We start from the raw sequence: 16,251 nt of genomic DNA, 5'->3' as shown, positions 1-16,251 counted from the left end.
AATCTCGGCGGGCCCTGCGTGCGGGTCCTGCGCAACACGGCCGGCCGGAGGCGCGACGCGCGCCCGGCCGAGGCCCCTCCCCACTCCGATCGCCCGGGTGCGCCCCGACGATCGCCGCTCAGCCAGCCCTTCCAGACAGGAGAGAACGATGACCTCGTCCGACACCACCACCACAGGCGCCCCCCGATCGAGCGGGCGCATCGGCCTCTGGCTGATCGGGGCCCGGGGCAGCGTCGCCACCACGGCCTCCGTGGGCCTGCACGCCATCGCCGCCGGAGCCGCGCCCAGCTCGGGCTGCGCCACCGCGACCCCCGCCTTCGAGGACGTCCCGCTCGCCGGGTTCGCCGACATCGTCATCGGCGGCCACGACGTCTCGCCGACCCCGCTGCTCGAGAAGGCCACGGGCCTCGCGGCCGGTGGCATGTTCCCGACCTCGGTCGTCGCCGAGGTGGCCGACCGGATCGACGCGACCGACGCCGAGATCCGCCTCGCCCCCGCCGACGCCGCGTCGCAGCAGGAGGAGATCGACCGCCGGGCCGCCGACATCGTCGCCTTCCGCGAGCGCCACGGCCTCGCCCGGATCGTCGTGATCGACGTCGCCTCGACCGAGGTGCTGCCGGCCGACCGTCCCGAGTTCCACGACCTCGCCGCTCTGCGCGCCGCCCTGGCGCGTCCGGGCGAGCGCCTCCTGCCGCCGAGCTCGATCGCCGCCCTCTCGGCCGTCGTCGCGGGCGCGGCCTACGCCTGCTTCACTCCCTCGACCGCGCTGGCCCTGCCGGCCCTGGAGGAGTGGGCCGCCGAGGCCGGGATCCCGATCGCCGGCCAGGACGGCAAGACGGGGGAGACCCTGCTCCGCAGCGTGCTCGCGCCGATGTTCACGGCGCGCGGGATGCGCGTGCTCTCGTGGGCGGGCGCGAACCTCCTCGGGGGCGGCGACGGGCAGACCCTCGCCGACCCGGAGGCGGTGCGCTCGAAGCTCGTCTCGAAGAACCGCGGACTCCGCAGCCTCCTCGGCGACGACGTCGTCACTCCGCTCCACATCGACAACGTCCCGGACCTCGGCGACGTCAAGACCGCCTGGGACCACGTGCACGCCGAGGGCTTCCTCGGCTCGCGGATCACGGTGCAGACGATCTGGTCGGCGTACGACTCGGCCCTCGCGGCGCCGCTGATCCTCGACCTCGCCCGCCTGCTGGCGCTCGCGGACGAGGCCGGCGTCTCGGGTCCCGTCGGCGAGCTCGGCTTCTTCTTCAAGGACCCGTGGGGCAGCGACGTGCACGGCTTCGCCGAGCAGACGGCGGAGCTGGTGGCCTGGTCCGCCCGCACCGGCGCCCTCGTCGCCGAGCGCCGCACCCCGGTGACGAGCGGGACGCGGAGCGATGGCTGAGCTGCGCGACTACCTCGAGCTCGTCCGCGCGAAGGCCGCGCTGACCGTGATCGGCGACTCCGTCGCGGGCGGAGCGTGGGCGGGCCGCGGAGTGGGAGCGCGCACGGTCGCGCTCCCGCTGTCCTCGGCGCTGCTCTACTCGGCGGGCATGGCGCTCAACGACTACGCGGACGCCGAGCTCGACGCCCGGGAGCGGCCCGAGCGGCCGATCCCCTCGGGGCGCATCCGGCGCTCGGCGGCGCTGGGCGCGGCGGCCGCGCTGACCGCGGCGGGGATCGCCGTGGCGGCCGTCGTGGACGGGCGGCGCTCGCTCGCGCTCTCGCTGCCGCTCGCGGCCGGGATCTGGTCGTACGACCTGCTCGCGAAGCCGACTCCGCTGGGCCCGGTCGTGATGGCGGCCTGCCGCGGTCTCGACGTGCTGCTCGGCGCGGGCGTCGACGGCGTGCGCGCGGCGGCCCCCGCCTCCGCCGCCGTGGCCGCGCACACGCTCGGCGTCACCGTGCTCTCACGCGGCGAGGTGCACGGCACCACCCCGGTCGCGGCGGGAGCGGTCTCGGCCGGCACCGCGGCGATCGCGCTGTCCACCGCGGCCGGCGCTCTGGCCGAGCGCCGGGCCGCCCCCGCCGCGGTCGTCGCCGCGGGCCTCGGGCGCTGGCTCCTGCTCGTGCTCACCGCGCAGCTGCAGTCCGTGCGGACGCCGACGGCCGCGGCCGCGCGGACGGCCACCCGCGCGGGCATCACCGGGATGATCCCGCTGCAGGCCGCGCTCGCCGGCCTGAAGCGTCCCGAGCTGGGGGCGGCGCTGCTCGCGCTCGACGCGCTCGGCTCCCTCCTGCTCCGCCGCCCGCGGACGGCGGACATCACATGAGCGCCACCGGACCCGTCCTCGGCTACGGCACCAACGGCTTCGCCGACCACACCCTCGACGACGCGCTCACGGTGATCCACGCCGCGGGGTACCGCGCCGTCGCGCTCACCCTCGGGCACCCGCACCTCGATCCCTTCGCGGCCGACTGGCGCGAGCGGACGCTGGCGCTCCGGTCGCGGCTCGACGAGCTGGGCCTGCGCGTGGTCGTCGAGACGGGAGCGCGGTACCTGCTCGACCCGTTCGCGAAGCACCGCCCCACGCTGGTCGACGAGGAGGCCGGCCCCCGGGTCCGCTTCCTCGAGCGCGCGATCGAGATCGCCGCGCTGCTGGGCGCCGACGCCGTCTCCCTCTGGTCGGGGGTCGTGCCGGCGGGCGCCGATGCGGCCGCTGCCTGGCGGCTGCTCGTCGAGCGCATGCGCGGCGTCGTCGCGACGGCCGAGCGCCACGGCGTGCGGCTGGCCGTCGAGCCCGAGCCGGGGATGCTGGTGGAGACGGTGGCCGACGCGCTGCTGCTGCGCCGCGAGCTCGGCGATCCGGAGTCGGTCGGGCTGACGGTCGACCTCGGCCACTGCGTCGTGGTGGAGCCGGACGGCGTGGTCGGAGCCCTCCGCAGCGCCGGGGACCTGCTGCTGAACGTGCAGGTCGACGACATGCTCCCGGAGCGGCACGAGCACCTCGAGCTCGGCACCGGATCGCTCGACCTCGCGGCCGCCTTCGCGACCCTCGCCGAGATCGGCTACCGCGGGATCGCCGCCGTCGAGCTGCCCCGGCACTCGCACGACGCGCCCCGCCTGGCCGTGGCGAGCCTCGCGGCGATGGAGGAGGCGCTCGGCGGCGCCTCCTCGCACGCCGAGCACCCGTGGACCGCGGCCGCCCGCTCCGCCGTCCTCGAGCGCCCGTCGCGGATCGAGCGCTTCTTCCCCGCCGCGGGCCGCGAGGCCGGACGCGAGCCGCTCCGGCCCGCCGAGGACCCGCACGGCCTCGTCCACGGCACGCACGACGACGCGGCCCGCGCCGCCCTGGTGCAGGCCGCCGCGCAGGCGCTCGGCGACGACGACCTGGCCGCTCTCCTCCTCCGCCTCTACCGGGGCGGGGACGGCGCCGAGCGCCGCGGAGTGCTGGCCGGGCTGAACGCCCTCGGCGACCCGGGACCGGCGACGACCCTCGCCGGCCTCGAGCTGACCGCCGACGCCCTGCGCGCCAACGACACCCGGCTCGTCGCCGCGGCGATGGGCTCCTTCGCCCGCCGCCACCTCGATGCGCACGCCTGGCGGCACGGGGTGCTCAAGCTCGTCTTCCTCGGCGTCCCGCTCGCAGCGGTCGCCGGGCTGGAGGAGCGCAGCGACGCCGAGCTGCGCGCGATGGCCGGCCGCTTCGCCGACGAGCGCCGCGCGGCCGGGCGCCCGCTCCCGGACGATCTGGCGGTGCTCCTGCCGAGCTGACCGCCCCCGAACGCCGCCCCGACCGCGGGGCACCACCACCGATGAGAAAGGCGCGACGATGCGCATCTTCGACCCGCACATCCACATGACCTCCCGCACCACCGACGACTACCAGGCGATGTTCGACGCCGGCGTCCGCGCGGTCGTCGAACCCTCCTTCTGGCTCGGCCAGCCGCGCACGAACGTCGGCTCGTTCACGGACTACTTCGACGCCCTGATCGGCTGGGAGCGCTTCCGCGCCGCGCAGTTCGGCATCCGCCACCACTGCACCATCGGGCTCAACCCGAAGGAGGCGAACGACCCGCGCTGCCGGGCCGTCCTGCCCGAGCTCGACCGCTACCTCGCCAAGGACGGCGTCGTCGCGGTCGGCGAGACCGGCTACGACTCGCTCACCCCCGAGGAGGACCAGGTCTTCCGCCAGCAGCTCGAGCTCGCCGGCGAGCACGGCCTCCCCGCGATGGTGCACACTCCGCACCGCGACAAGGAGTCGGGCACCCGCCGCACCCTCGAGGTCGTCGCCGACTCGGGGCTCGAGCCCGGGCGGGTCCTCGTCGACCACCTCAACGAGGTCACCGTCGACGCGGTCCGCGACTCCGGCTGCTGGATGGGCTTCTCCATCTACCCCGACACGAAGATGGACGAGACCCGCCTGGTGACGCTGGTCGAGCGGATCGGGCTGGACCACGTGCTGGTCAACTCCGCCGCCGACTGGGGCCGCTCCGACCCGCTCACGACCGCGAAGACCGGCCGCCTCCTCCTCGTCGCCGGCTTCAGCGCGGGCGACGTCGACCGGCTGCTCTGGCAGAACCCGGTCGAGTTCTACGGGCAGAGCGGACGCCTGGACCTCTCGCCCGTCGCGGGCTTCGACGTGCAGGAGTCGGCCGGCCGCACCTTCGAGGGCAACTCCGTGCTCCGGGGCGCCCCGCGCGTGGCGGAGGTCGTGTGATGCACCTCTCCTACTGCACCAACGTCCATCCCGCCGAGGACCTGGCCGGAGTCGTCCGCCAGCTCGACGTCTACGCCGGACCCGCGCGCGTGGCCGCCGGGCTCGCCCTGGTCGGAGTCGGCCTGTGGATCCCTCGCGACCTCGCGGCCCGCCTGGTCGCCAGCGCCGAGGACCGCGCCGTCCTCCGCGCGGCCCTGCAGCGCAACGGCCTGGAGGTGCGCACGCTCAACGCGTTCCCGTACGCCGCGTTCCACGCCGAGGTCGTGAAGCTCGACGTCTACCGCCCCGACTGGACCACGCCGGAGCGCCTGCAGTACACGATCGACTGCGCGCGGATCCTGGCCGACCTGCTGCCCGCCGGCGCCGATGGCAGCATCTCGACGCTGCCGCTGGGCTGGCGCGAGGGCTGGGGGCGGGAGCAGGACGAGGCCGCCTGCCGGAACCTCGCCCGGCTCGTCGAGGAGCTGCGCGACCTGCGCCGCTCCACGGGCCACGCGATCCGCCTGGCGATCGAGCCCGAGCCCGGCTGCATCCTCGACACCGTGGACGACGTCGTCGACTGGCTGCACCCGCGGATCGGAGTGGTCGACCCGGCGTACGTGGGCGTGTGCCTCGACACCTGCCACCTCGCCGTCTCCTTCGCCGACCCGGTCTCGGCCGTCCGCCGCATCCGCGACGCGGGCCTGCGCGTGGTCAAGGTGCAGGCCTCGGCCGCGCTCCACCTGGAGGACCCCTCGGGCCGCGCCGCGCTCACCCCGTTCGTCGAGAAGCGCTACCTGCACCAGACCCGCGAGAACGGGATCGACGGGGTGCTCCGCGTCGACGACCTGCCCGAGGCGCTGGACACGCTCCCCGGCACCGGCCCGTGGCGCGTGCACTTCCACGTGCCGCTGCACCACCGGCCGGAGGCGCCGCTCTCGGCCACCACGGCGGTCCTGGCGGAGGCGGTCTCGGCGGTCGACGCCGCCTGGCCGTACGACGAGATCCACCTCGACGTCGAGACCTACACCTGGTCGGTGCTCGCCGACGCCCCGAGCGACCTCTCGACGGGCATCGGCGCCGAGCTCGCCTGGGCGGCCGCGCACCTGCTCACGCCCGCCTCCCGAGAGGCGCTGCTGGCGCCCCTCCTCCCGCAGGCGGCGGCGCTGTGAGGCCCGTGCTGCTGCTCGACGTGGTCGGGCTGACCTCGACGGCGCTCGCCGACATGCCCCGCCTCTCGCGGCTTGCCCGCGGGGGCGGGCGCCTGCCGCTGGACACGGTCCTGCCCGCGGTCACCTGCAGCGTGCAGTCGACCATGCTCACCGGCTCGATGCCCGCGCAGCACGGGATCGTCGGCAACGGCTGGTACTTCCGCGACCTCGGCGAGGTGCACCTGTGGCGCCAGCACAACCGCCTGGTCACGGGGGAGAAGGTCTGGGAGACCGCACGCCGGCTGAGCGGGGAGCCTTACCGCGCGGCCAACATCGGCTGGTGGTACGCGATGGGGGCGTCGACCGACGTCACCGTCACTCCGCGCCCGATCTACCACGCCGACGGCCGCAAGTCGCCGGACGCGTACGTGCGCCCGCCGGCGCTGCACGACGAGCTGGTCTCGCGCTTCGGCGCCTTCCCGCTGTTCCAGTACTGGGGGCCGACCGCGTCGCTCCGCTCGACCCAGTGGATGGTCGACGCGACCCGGCACGTGCTGGCGGGCGACGGCTCCGGACCGCCCGAGCTGACCACGGCGTACCTGCCTCACCTCGACTACGACCTCCAGCGCTTCGGACCGGACTCGCCCGAGGCGCGCCGGGCCGCGTCGGAGCTCGACGTGGTGCTCGCTCCGCTGCTCGACGACGCGGAGGCGGTGGGCGCGTCGGTGATCGTGGTCGCCGAGTACGGGATCGCCGACGCCGACACTCCGGTCGACGTGAACCGGGCGCTCCGCCGCGAGGGCCTGCTCGAGGTCTACGTGCAGGACGGCCGCGAGCAGCTGGACCCGTGGACGTCGCGCGCGTTCGCCGTCGCCGACCACCAGGTCGCGCACGTCTACGTGCAGGACGCGGCGGACCTGCCGCGGGTGCGCTCGATCCTCGAGGGGCTCGACGGCGTCGACGAGGTGCTCGACCGGGAGGCGCAGGCCCGCTACGGCCTCGACCACGAGCGCTCGGGCGAGTTCGTCGTGGTCGCCCGGCCGGGGGCGTGGTTCACCTACTACTACTGGCTCGACGACGACCGCGCGCCCGACTTCGCCCGCGGCGTCGACATCCACCGCAAGCCCGGCTACGACCCGGCCGAGCTCTTCTTCGATCCGGCCGACCCTCTGGTGAAGGCGAAGGCGGCGGGCAACCTCGCCAAGAAGGCGCTGGGGCTGCGCTACGCGATGAACCTGGTGCCCCTGGACGCGTCGCTCGTGCGCGGCACGCACGGGAGGCTGCCGTCCTCGTCGGCGGACACTCCGCTCGTGCTGGCCTCGGACGCGGACCTGCTGCCGGCCGGAGCCGCGTCGCTCCCGGCCACCGCGGTTCGGGACCTGGTGCTCGCGGCGCACGGTCCGGCCCTCGTCAAGGAGGCGTCGGCGCTCGCGCGCTGAGGGAGGGGACGCCCGGCGGCCCGTGCGCGGGCCGTCGGGTGTCGGGGGCTCAGCCGGGGTCGCCGCGGTCCGACGCGAGCTCAGGCGAGCTCGCCGCGGACCGCAGCGGGCTCAGGTCCTCGCCGCGGACCCAGCCGGGCGGCCGGGCGGCTCAGCGCGGCACGAGCCCGGTGAGCCGCGCCGTCAGCCGCTCGACGGGACCCGCACCGAGGAACCGCCACCACAGCACGGCGGCCGCGCACAGCCCGAGCACGAGGGCGAGAGCGGCGAGCGGAGTGTCGGCGGAGTAGCCGAGGCCCGCCCGCGCGAGCGCCGCGACGAGAGCCACCTGCAGCACGTAGACCGAGAGCGCGAGCGTGCCGATCGCCCGGAGCGGCACCAGCAGCCGCTGGACAGCGGGGGAGCGCGACGTGGTCGACAGCACCACCGCGACGTAGGCCAGGAGCACGAGCCCGAGGTCGTGCAGGGTGTCCGGGAGGCTGCCGGAGGGCGACTCCACGCCGAGCAGGAGCGCGACCAGCGGCCGCACCGGGTACGCGACGACCGCGACCGCCGCGAGCACCGGCAGCAGCCGGTCGCGCTGCGCGCCGTGCCGCAGCAGCAGGGCGCCGAGGAGGAAGAAGGGGAGCAGGTTGGTCGCGCGGTAGCTCGGCCCGGTGAAGAGCCAGAGGGCGAGCGGAGAGCCGGATGCGGCGGCGGCGACCGCGGCGTTCACGGGCCCGGCGGCGAGCGCGAGCACGGCGGCCAGCGCGGCGATCGTCCGGGAGCGGAGGAGGAGCAGCGGCGTGCCGAGTACGAGCACGACGCCGAGGTACTGCAGCACGATCGCGATCCAGCTGCCCCAGGTCTCGAGCCAGACGCCGAGCGCCACGAGCACTGCGCCGCGGATCGCGTTCCGCAGCAGCACCCGCCCGGGCGAGGCACCGGGCCGCGCGAGCACCAGGGCCGCCGACATCCCCATCACCAGCGCGAACAGCGGCGACGCGAGATCGTTGACGTTCCACGCCAGGAACCCGACGACCCCCGTGCGCGCGCTCGGCACGAGCGGCATCGCGTGCGCGACGAGCATGGCCGCCACCGCCACTCCGCGCAGCACGTCGGGGGCGACCAGTCGGTCGTGCCGGAGTTGCGGAGCCGTCGCAGTCATCCCGCGAGAGTAGGCGCGCCCCCGCCGCCGCGCCCCGCGCGAGCGCACCTCGTGCCACCGGCCGTCCGCCGGGCCGTCGGCCGCGGCGCCGGCCGCCCCGCCCACGGGCGGCCGCGGCGCCGCCCGCTCCGCCGACGTGCGCTGCTGTCCGCTCCGCTCCGTCGGTCCGGGCCTCCGGCGGCCCGCTCCCACCCGTCGCTGACCGGCCGCGGCGCCGCCCGCTCCGCCGACGTGCGCTGCTGTCCGCTCCGCTCCGTCGGTCCGGGCCTCCGGCGGCCCGCTCCCACCCGTCGCTGACCGGGCGCGGCGCCGCCCGCCCCGCCCACGTGCGCTGCTGTCCGCTCCGCTCCGTCGGCCCGGGCCTCCGGCCGCCCGCTCCGATCCGTCGCTGACGGCCCGTTCCGTCCTCCCGCACGGGCCGTTCGTGACGGATCGACGCCCGGCGCCTTCCGGCAGGCCCGCGCTCGCTCCGCATGCGGCGCCCAGCGGCGTCCGGCCCGCTCCGATCCGTCGCGGACGGCCCGTCCTGCGCTCCTCCGCGGGCCGTGAGCGACGGATCAGCGCCCGCCCGCGCCGCCGCCTCGCGCGGATCCCCGCCGCGATGCCCCGTCCGTGCCCTCGGCCTGCTCCGATGCGTCACGAACGGCTCCTTCCGTCCTCCCGAAGCGACCGTTCGTGACCCTTCGACGCCCGCTCGTCCGCACGCGCGCCCGCGCCGCCGCCTCGCGCTGGGCGCCGGATGTCCCGGCCGTGCCCCCGGCCCGCTCCGATGCGTCGAGAACGGTCCCCTCCACCCGTCGGAAGCAACCGTTCGTGACCCCTCGACGCCCGCTCGTCCGCACGCGCGCCCGCGCCGCCGCCTCGCGCTCGGCGCCGCCGCGACGTCCCGGCCTCGCCGCGGCCTGCTCCGATGCGTCACGAACGGTCCCTTCCGTCCTTCCGAAGCGACCGTTCGTGACCCGTCGGCGCCCGCTCGTCCGCACGCGCGCCCGCGCCGCCGCCTCGCGCTCGGCGCCGCCGCGACGTCCCGGCCTCGCCGCGGCCTGCTCCGATGCGTCGCGAACGGCTCCTTCCGTCCTTCCGAAGCGACCGTTCGTGACCCCTCGGCGCCCGTCCGCGAGCGGCCTGCACTCGGCCCGCACCGAGCACGACCGGGCATGCTGGACGGATGACCGACGCCGCCCCGTCCCCCGACCGCCCGCGCCGCGCCCGCAGCCAGCACGTGCTCACCGTGCTGCGGACCGAGCGCCTCACCGGCCACCTGGTCCGCGTGCACCTCGGCGGCGACGGGCTCGACGCGTTCCTCGCCGAGTCCGACCCCGAGCGCCTCGCCGCGACCGACCGCTACGTGAAGCTCCTGCTCCCGCCGCGCGGCTCCGACCTCCAGCCGCCCTTCGACCTCGACGCGCTCCGGGCGAGCGTCGCCCCCGAGCAGCTGCCCGTGCGCCGCACCTACACCGTCCGCTCGGTCGACCTCGAGCGGCGCTCGATCGCCGTCGACTTCGTCGTGCACGGGGACGAGGGAGTGGCGGGACCGTGGGCGCTCGCCGCGGCTCCCGGCGACCGGATCGCCCTCTCCGCGCCCGGCGGCGCCTGGTCGCCGAGCGCCGACCCCGAGGCCGTGCACCTGCTGCTCGGCGACGACTCCGCTCTGCCGGCGATCGCCTCCGCCCTCGAGGGGATGTCCGCGCACGCGCGCGGCCTGGTCCTGATCGAGGTCGACTCGGCCGCCGACGAGCTCGATCTTCCCGCTCCGGCCGGAGTGGAGGTGCGCTGGCTGCACCGCGGCGGTCTCGAGGCCGGCCGGGCGCTGGTCGCGGCCGTCCGGGCCGAGCCGAGGCCCGAGGGCGTGCTCGAGGTCTTCGCGCACGGCGAGCGCACCGCGATGAAGCAGCTGCGCGCCCTCCTGCAGGACGAGTGGGGCGTGGAGCGCCGGGCGCTCTCGCTCTCGGCCTACTGGGCTCTCGGCCGCGCCGAGGACCGCTTCCAGGCCGAGAAGCGCGAGCCGGTCGGCGCGATCTTCGCCGACTGACGCGGGAGCGCACTCCGTCCGCACACCTCCGGGAAGGGACTAGGTCACGATCACCACCCGGGACGGCTCGAGCCGCGAGGTCCCCGTCGACTCCCTCTACCGCCCGTGAGCGGGCCGCGGCACTCCCGTTCGGACGGGCCGGAGCAGGAGGGGACGGGTGCGCGCGTCCTGTCCACGCGCTTCACCGACATCCACTACCTCGACGAGGGACCGGCGGACGGCACTCCGCTCGTGCTCGTGCACGGCTTCCCCGACGTCCCCGCCACCTGGGACGGCGTCCTGGAGCTGCTTCCCCCCGGGCTCCGGGTGGTGCGCCCCTTCCTGCGCGGGGTCGGGCGGACCCGTGTCGTCGACCCCGGGGCGCGGTCCGGGCAGGTGGCCGCGCTGGCCACCGACCTGCTCGATCTCCTCGAGGCGCTCGACCTCGGGCCTGTCGTGCTCGTCGGCCACGACTGGGGAGCGCGGACCGCTCACGCCGTCGCGGCGCTCGCGCCCGAGCGGGTCGGCGCACTGGTCACCCTCGCCACCGCGTACGGACCGTCGAGCGAGCTGAGCGGCGGCGAGGTCCTCGACGACGCCGCCGCGGCCTGGTACCGCTACTGGCTCTGCACGGCAGCCGGAGCGGAGGCGTTCCGGGGCGACCCGGCGCAGCTCGTCCGCTGGGCCTGGCGGGAGTGGTCGCCTCCGGGCTCCCTCCCGCCGGAGGCCCTGGAGGAGGTCCTCGCGGCGACGGCGACCAGCGGCTTCGCCGACACGGTCGTCGACTACTACCGGCACGGCGCCGGGGAGGCGCCCGGCCGGGCCGTGTACCGCGCCGCGCAGGAGGCCCTCGACGCCTGGCCGCGCATCGACGCGCCGACGACATTCGTCCTCGGGACGGCCGACGGCTGCGAGACGCCCGCCCTCGCACGGGCGAACGGCCGGTACTTCTCCGCAGGCCGGGAGCTGATCGAGCTCGACGGCGTCGGCCACTTCGTGCAGCGCGAGGCCCCCGGGGCGGTCGCGGCCGCGATCCTCCGGCACCTCCGACCGCTCGCCCCCTCACCCGCACCTCCCGGGACGCGCTAGAGCGTCTCCGGCCGCGGACGGTCCGTGCCCACCCCGCGGACGCTCCTGCTGGAGGCCGCGAGGAGCGAGGCGACGAGGACGACCGCGGCGCAGCCGAGCAGGGTGCGGTCGAGCCCGACGAGGTCGGCGAGCGGGCCCACGAGCGCCTCCCCGAGCGGCACGGCGAGGAAGGAGCCGACCATGTCGTAGGAGTAGACCCGGGCGAGCGCCTCGCGGGGGACGTGGGTCTGCAGCGACTGGTCCCAGGCGATGGCGAAGATCTCGAGCGCGACTCCGCCGAGGGCGAAGGCGAGGAGGAGGGCGGGGAGCGCCGGGACGGCTCCGAGGGCGGCGACCGGGACGGCCGTCACCGCCATGAGGGCGACGCCCGCCCCCAGCGCACGGCGGGGCCGCCAGCGCAGCGCGATCACGGCCCCGATCACCAGGCCGACGGTCTGCGCGGCGATCACGAGTCCCCATGCCGCTCGGCCGAAGGACCGGTCGGCGACGACCGGGCCGAGGACCGTGGTCGCGCCGACGAACGCGGCGTTGACGGCGGTGAACTGCGCCACGACGATCCACACCCAGCGCCGGCTCGTGAACTCCCGCCACCCCTCGCGGAGGTCGGCGAGGACGGAGGCGCCCGGTCCCGAGCGGACCGTCCGCGGCAGCCGCACACGGGAGTAGAGGACCGCGGCCAGGGCGAAGCCCGCGGCGTCGACCGCCAGCCCCCACCCGGGACCCACCAGTGCGACGAGCGCGGCCCCGGCCGAGGCGCCGACGATGCTCCCGCCGTTCAGGCCCAGGCGGAGCAGGGCGTTCGCCGGGCGGAGCTCGCCGACCGGCACCGTCTCGGGGACGAGGGCGGCCGCGGCGGGCAGGCTCATCGCCGCGACGGCGCCGTTGAGCACGCTGAGCACGACCAGGGCCAGGACGGTCGCCGTCCCCGTGATCACCGTCACGGCGACCGCGGCCTGAGTGGCCGCCGCCGCGAGCGAGGTGCCGACGAGGATCACGGAGCGGGGGAGCCGGTCGGCGAGGACGCCGCCGAGCAGCAGGACGGCGACGTTGGCGAGGGAGCGCGCGGCGACGACGAGTCCGAGGTCCGTCGGCGAGCCCGTCAGGTCCAGCACGGCGAAGGCCAGGGCGATCGGAACGACGGCGTTGCCGAGGACCCCGGTCGTGCGGGCGGCGAGGAGCCAGCGGAAGGGGCCGTGCGCGAGAGGACCGTGCGCCAGCGGCCCGCGCCCGTCGCGGGTCACGGCCGGCGGAGCGGGAACATCGCGGTCGTCATCGACACCGGCGCGGTACCGGGCGTCCTCGGCGGCCGGGCCGCCGCGTGCAGCAGCGCGGACGCCTCCCCGACGTGCCGCACCACCCGCCGCCAGACCTCGGGGTCGACCCAGAGCTCCGCGTCCGTCGAGAGCTGAGGACCGTCCGCCCGGCTCGACGAGCGCCGCCGGAGCTCCTCGATCAGGGCCTCGAGGTGCAGGTCCCGCTCCTCCTCCGGCCCGGCGTCCACTGACGCGGTCACGTCGAAGGGCCTTCCGGAGGCCTCGTGCCGGTACCTCTTCGCCTCGCCGCCCCGCAGGCGCACGGTCTCGACGACGGCCACGAGCCCGGCGCGCTCCAGCACGCGGAAGTGGTAGCTCGCCGTCGCCTGCGACAGCTGCAGCTCGCGGGCGGCCTCCGCGGCGCTCATCGCCGCTCCCGTGACCAGGGACAGCAGGCGGAGGCGGATCGGATGCGCGGTGGCGCGCAGCTCGTCGAGAGAGGACATGCGGCCATGGTGTCCGGCGGCTCCCGCACCGTCAAACAGGGCTTTGAGGGTGGGGCGGCGCTCGCCGGGCCGCTCCGGTGCACATCGGGCGGCGCTCGCCGGGCCGCTCTGACGAGCGATCCGGAGGGCCCACCGCTCTCCCCAGCGATCAGGGAGCGGGGCCCGGAGTCGTCCTCCGGGCCCCGTCGCTCAGACCTGGGCGGTGCCGCTGTCCTCGACCGGGCCGGACGCGTCCGACTCCTCGGTGATCTCGGTGTCGGTCTCGTCGGCGCGGTCGCGGAGCGCGTCGGCCATCGCGCCGGCGCCCTCGGCTCCGTGGTCGTGCTCGACCTGGTCGATCAGGCCGCCGAGCTTCTCGTCGTTGCTGGCGTCCTCGGCTCCGTCCATCACGGGGCTGTTCTGCTCGTTGTCGCTCATGGCGCTCCTCCTGGGTCGACCGGCCTCTGCGCCGGTGGTCCGACGCTACGCGCGCGGCCCGTGCGGTGCAGGTGATCGACGGGAATCGGCCGGTCCGCTATCGGGGTGCCGAGCGACGTTCCCGGCCATCCCCGAATCGAGCGGATATCGCTTTCCACCCTCCGGAGAAGTGAGCGGATATCGCCTGTCGAATGAGCCCCTATCGCTTTCCGGCGAGGTGAACAGTTCTCTCAGAGAAGTGCCCCTCGGAGACCCTCCCTGCTATGATCGGGCGACTTCTGCACCAGGGACCGGGGGGTCGTTCTCGGCGGACGATCGATCATCCACACGCCTGTTATCCCGATCATCACCAGTGAAGGCGCGTATGGCTTCGTATCTCTTCGTCTGCTCCGGCGGCGGACATCTCAAGGAGATGTTCGCGCTCTCGGGGCTCCTCGGAGTCGACCCGGAGGAGCAGCACTGGGCGACCGTCGACAGCGCCCTCAGCCGCACCCTCCTCGCCGACCGGCGCGTGACCCACCTCGCCGATCCGCCGCCCCGCGCCGTGGTGCCGGTGCTCCGCAACGCGATGATCGGCCGCTCCCTGCTGGCCCGCGGGTCCTTCGACGCCGTCTTCAGCACCGGCGCCAGCCCCGCCCTCTCCTTCCTGCCGCTCGCGGCCTCGCGCGGCATCCCCGCGCACTACATCGAGAGCGCCGCCCGCGTGCTCGGCCCGTCGATGACCGGTCGGATCCTCGCCCGGGTCCCCGCCGTCTCGACCTACACCCAGTACCGCTCCTGGGCCGACGACCGCTGGAGCTTCGGCGGCTCGATCTTCGACACCTACCGCGTCGAGGACGTCGTCCCGCAGCCGATCCGCCGCGCCGTGGTCTCGGTCGGCACGCAGGACGGCTACCCGTTCCCCCGCTTCTTCGCCGCGCTCGCGCCGCTGCTCGAGGGCGTGGAGGTGCTCTGGCAGACCGGAGCGAACGACGTCTCCGGGCTCGGGATCGACGGCCGCCACTCCGTGCCGCACGACGAGCTCAACGCCGCGATGAAGGCGGCCGACGTCGTCATCGCGCACGGGGGAGTGGGCACCGCGCTCAGCGCCATCGAGCAGGGCCGGGTGCCGATCCTGGTCCCGCGCCGCGCCTCGTTCGGCGAGCACGTCGACGACCACCAGGTGCAGATCGCCACGCGCCTGGCCGACTCCGGCCTCGCGGTCACCGTCGACATCGAGGGCCTCTCCCGCGAGACGCTCGAACTCGCCGCGGCGAGGCGGGTCGTCTCCGCCGATTCCGCCGTGCCCTTCGTGGTGCACGAGACGCCCGAGAAGTCCTCGGGCCTCTCCCGCCGTCTCTTCCCCTCCTCCCGCTGATCCCCGCCCGAGCGACCAGACGTGATGAGAACGACATCCACGCGTCATCCGCGGCCCGTACACTCTCGAATGGGTTGGGGGGCCGGACGTCACTTCATGTGCGTCGAATTCGGAATGGTCGGCCGACTCGACACTGATGGCGAAAGCTCCGAAGGATTCTCGATATGACTGACACCCCGCGCGGCCTCTCGCGCCGCCTCCTGCTCGCCGCCTCCGCTGTCGGAGCCGCCGCGACCGCCTCCGCTCTCGTAGCGACCCCGGCGCTCGCCGCGCCGAACTACAGCGTGATCCCGAGGCTCCCGGGCGAGGTCTCGCGCCTCGACACCGCGATCTCGAGGAACGGCAGGAAGCCGTACGAGATCATCGACGTGAAGATCGGCAACGACTTCACCCGTCTCTTCGTCCCGCACTCGGCGAAGCCGAATTCAGGCTCCTCGGTGCCGGTCGCCTGGTTCTACCACGCCAGCGGCAGCAGCTACAAAGCTCTCGACAACGCGTACAGCTACTCGGCGGATCCGCTCGTCGACCTGGGCTTCGTCAGCATCAGCCCCGACTTCGGCGGCCCGAGCAACTACACCAACCCCACCGCGCTCGCCGTGCAGACGGCGGCCACGGCCTGGGTGCAGAGCCTCTGGAACGTCCGCGCGAGCTTCCTCCGTTCGAACTCCGGCGGCGGAGCGATGATGTGCTGGGCCTACGCGAAGAAGATGGTGCCGAACATCTACGGGGCGTACCACGCCAGCAGCGTCTTCGACGTCGAGGACCTCGCGGCGCGCGACGACACCCAGCCGAACCGCGTCCTCGCGGTGTACGGCGGAGACCGGGCGCTGATGCGCGCGACCAACCCCGCCCGGCTGCCGCAGGACGCGTGGAAGGGCATCCGCCTGCGCGTCAGCGCCGGCACGGCCGACCAGCTCGCTCCCGCCGAGCTCCACGGCGGACGTCTCCGCCGCCTGGCGCTGCCCGTCGCCAAGGAGGCGACGATCGCGTACCACAGCAGCGACGGCTACCAGGGCGGCCACATCGTCCCGACCACCACCAACAAGGACTCGGTCGAGACCTTCCGCCGCTGGCTCCAGGAGGGCCCCGCCTGATCCGCGGCAGGACCGACGCGACCCCTCCTCCCCGGGGGTCGGCGCCAGGGTCGAGCAGTGGAGGAGGAGGGCACGGCATCGCAGGCGTCCCAGCCGCCGAGAGGCGGCTCGCGAGGGCATCGCGATCCTCATCGAGGCCGACGGGACCACTCCCGTGAGCGCCGC

14 protein-coding genes are annotated in these 16,251 nt (G+C 75.3%); 10 read left to right on the top strand and 4 right to left on the bottom strand.

Going from position 1 to position 16,251, the window contains the following annotated elements:
• Nucleotides 1-148 precede the first annotated feature (148 nt).
• The 6 genes from C5C49_RS06815 to C5C49_RS06790 are packed head-to-tail and all read left to right on the top strand — an operon-like array spanning nt 149 to nt 7,212.
• On the top strand, nt 149-1,387 hold the full coding sequence (locus C5C49_RS06815; RefSeq protein ID WP_104345748.1) for an inositol-3-phosphate synthase: 1,239 nt from the start codon (nt 149-151) through the stop codon (nt 1,385-1,387).
• On the top strand, nt 1,380-2,255 hold the full coding sequence (locus tag C5C49_RS06810; protein ID WP_219814576.1) for an SCO3242 family prenyltransferase: 876 nt from the start codon (nt 1,380-1,382) through the stop codon (nt 2,253-2,255). The genes C5C49_RS06815 and C5C49_RS06810 overlap by 8 nt, the downstream gene beginning before the upstream one ends.
• Entirely contained in the window at nt 2,252-3,697 is a 1,446-nt protein-coding gene (locus tag C5C49_RS17335; RefSeq protein ID WP_104222465.1) for an EboA domain-containing protein, read from the top strand. The genes C5C49_RS06810 and C5C49_RS17335 overlap by 4 nt, the downstream gene beginning before the upstream one ends.
• Nucleotides 3,698-3,755: 58 nt before the next feature.
• Nucleotides 3,756-4,643 (top strand): TatD family hydrolase, encoded by an 888-nt coding sequence (locus C5C49_RS06800; RefSeq protein ID WP_104237950.1) that lies wholly within the window; start codon nt 3,756-3,758, stop codon nt 4,641-4,643.
• Nucleotides 4,643-5,794 carry a metabolite traffic protein EboE gene (eboE, locus tag C5C49_RS06795; RefSeq protein WP_104222467.1) on the top strand — a complete coding sequence of 384 codons (1,152 nt, stop codon included), beginning with the start codon at nt 4,643-4,645 and terminating at the stop codon, nt 5,792-5,794. Before C5C49_RS06800 ends, eboE begins: the two co-directional genes overlap by 1 nt.
• Nucleotides 5,791-7,212 carry an alkaline phosphatase family protein gene (locus tag C5C49_RS06790; protein ID WP_104345747.1) on the top strand — a complete coding sequence of 474 codons (1,422 nt, stop codon included), beginning with the start codon at nt 5,791-5,793 and terminating at the stop codon, nt 7,210-7,212. The genes eboE and C5C49_RS06790 overlap by 4 nt, the downstream gene beginning before the upstream one ends.
• A gap of 151 nt (nt 7,213-7,363) precedes the next feature.
• Here C5C49_RS06790 and C5C49_RS06785 read toward each other — a convergent pair whose 3' ends face one another.
• Complete coding sequence (locus C5C49_RS06785; protein ID WP_146084860.1) at nt 7,364-8,359, bottom strand: DUF418 domain-containing protein; 996 nt, start codon at nt 8,357-8,359, stop codon at nt 7,364-7,366.
• 1,168 nt (nt 8,360-9,527) lie between these two features.
• On the opposite strand from C5C49_RS06785, the gene C5C49_RS06780 reads away from it, so the two are divergent.
• Both C5C49_RS06780 and C5C49_RS06775 read left to right on the top strand, forming a co-directional pair.
• Entirely contained in the window at nt 9,528-10,391 is an 864-nt protein-coding gene (locus tag C5C49_RS06780) for a siderophore-interacting protein (protein WP_104273270.1), read from the top strand.
• A gap of 105 nt (nt 10,392-10,496) precedes the next feature.
• Nucleotides 10,497-11,459 (top strand): alpha/beta fold hydrolase, encoded by a 963-nt coding sequence (locus tag C5C49_RS06775; protein ID WP_104345745.1) that lies wholly within the window; start codon nt 10,497-10,499, stop codon nt 11,457-11,459.
• Here C5C49_RS06775 and C5C49_RS06770 read toward each other — a convergent pair.
• The 3 genes from C5C49_RS06770 to C5C49_RS06760 form a co-directional block, all read right to left on the bottom strand.
• Nucleotides 11,456-12,700, bottom strand: coding sequence for an MFS transporter (locus C5C49_RS06770; protein ID WP_258068405.1), 1,245 nt, complete (start codon nt 12,698-12,700; stop codon nt 11,456-11,458). The two genes, C5C49_RS06775 and C5C49_RS06770, sit on opposite strands and share 4 nt — an antisense overlap.
• The gene (locus tag C5C49_RS06765; protein ID WP_104222473.1) at nt 12,697-13,218 is read right to left on the bottom strand and encodes a helix-turn-helix domain-containing protein; all 522 of its coding nucleotides are present in this window, start codon (nt 13,216-13,218) and stop codon (nt 12,697-12,699) included. The genes C5C49_RS06770 and C5C49_RS06765 overlap by 4 nt, the downstream gene beginning before the upstream one ends.
• 189 nt (nt 13,219-13,407) lie before the next feature.
• On the bottom strand, nt 13,408-13,635 hold the full coding sequence (locus tag C5C49_RS06760; RefSeq protein ID WP_104222474.1) for a hypothetical protein: 228 nt from the start codon (nt 13,633-13,635) through the stop codon (nt 13,408-13,410).
• Nucleotides 13,636-13,999: 364 nt separating this feature from the next.
• Between C5C49_RS06760 and C5C49_RS06755 the strand changes: the two genes are divergently transcribed.
• A complete protein-coding gene (locus tag C5C49_RS06755) occupies nt 14,000-14,992 on the top strand; it encodes a glycosyltransferase (protein ID WP_181135723.1) in 993 nt (330 codons plus the stop codon).
• 164 nt (nt 14,993-15,156) lie between these two features.
• Nucleotides 15,157-16,086 carry a S9 family peptidase gene (locus C5C49_RS06750; RefSeq protein ID WP_104345743.1) on the top strand — a complete coding sequence of 310 codons (930 nt, stop codon included), beginning with the start codon at nt 15,157-15,159 and terminating at the stop codon, nt 16,084-16,086.
• Nucleotides 16,087-16,251: the final 165 nt, after the last annotated feature.

This window comes from Rathayibacter sp. AY1E2, assembly GCF_002932325.1.
In the GTDB taxonomy this organism is placed as follows: domain Bacteria; phylum Actinomycetota; class Actinomycetes; order Actinomycetales; family Microbacteriaceae; genus Rathayibacter.
This window is presented reverse-complemented; position numbering and strand designations above follow the sequence as displayed.

Excerpts from the sequence above, each read along its gene's own strand:
- C5C49_RS06815 (WP_104345748.1), top strand. The coding sequence starts at position 149 with ATGACCTCGTCCGACACCACCACCACAGGCGCCCCCCGATCGAGCGGG.
- C5C49_RS06810 (WP_219814576.1), top strand. The coding sequence starts at position 1,380 with ATGGCTGAGCTGCGCGACTACCTCGAGCTCGTCCGCGCGAAGGCCGCG.
- C5C49_RS17335 (WP_104222465.1), top strand. The coding sequence starts at position 2,252 with ATGAGCGCCACCGGACCCGTCCTCGGCTACGGCACCAACGGCTTCGCC.
- C5C49_RS06800 (WP_104237950.1), top strand. The coding sequence starts at position 3,756 with ATGCGCATCTTCGACCCGCACATCCACATGACCTCCCGCACCACCGAC.
- eboE (WP_104222467.1), top strand. The coding sequence starts at position 4,643 with ATGCACCTCTCCTACTGCACCAACGTCCATCCCGCCGAGGACCTGGCC.
- C5C49_RS06785 (WP_146084860.1), bottom strand. The coding sequence starts at position 8,359 with ATGACTGCGACGGCTCCGCAACTCCGGCACGACCGACTGGTCGCCCCC.
- C5C49_RS06780 (WP_104273270.1), top strand. The coding sequence starts at position 9,528 with ATGACCGACGCCGCCCCGTCCCCCGACCGCCCGCGCCGCGCCCGCAGC.
- C5C49_RS06765 (WP_104222473.1), bottom strand. The coding sequence starts at position 13,218 with ATGTCCTCTCTCGACGAGCTGCGCGCCACCGCGCATCCGATCCGCCTC.
- C5C49_RS06760 (WP_104222474.1), bottom strand. The coding sequence starts at position 13,635 with ATGAGCGACAACGAGCAGAACAGCCCCGTGATGGACGGAGCCGAGGAC.
- C5C49_RS06755 (WP_181135723.1), top strand. The coding sequence starts at position 14,000 with ATGGCTTCGTATCTCTTCGTCTGCTCCGGCGGCGGACATCTCAAGGAG.
- C5C49_RS06750 (WP_104345743.1), top strand. The coding sequence starts at position 15,157 with ATGACTGACACCCCGCGCGGCCTCTCGCGCCGCCTCCTGCTCGCCGCC.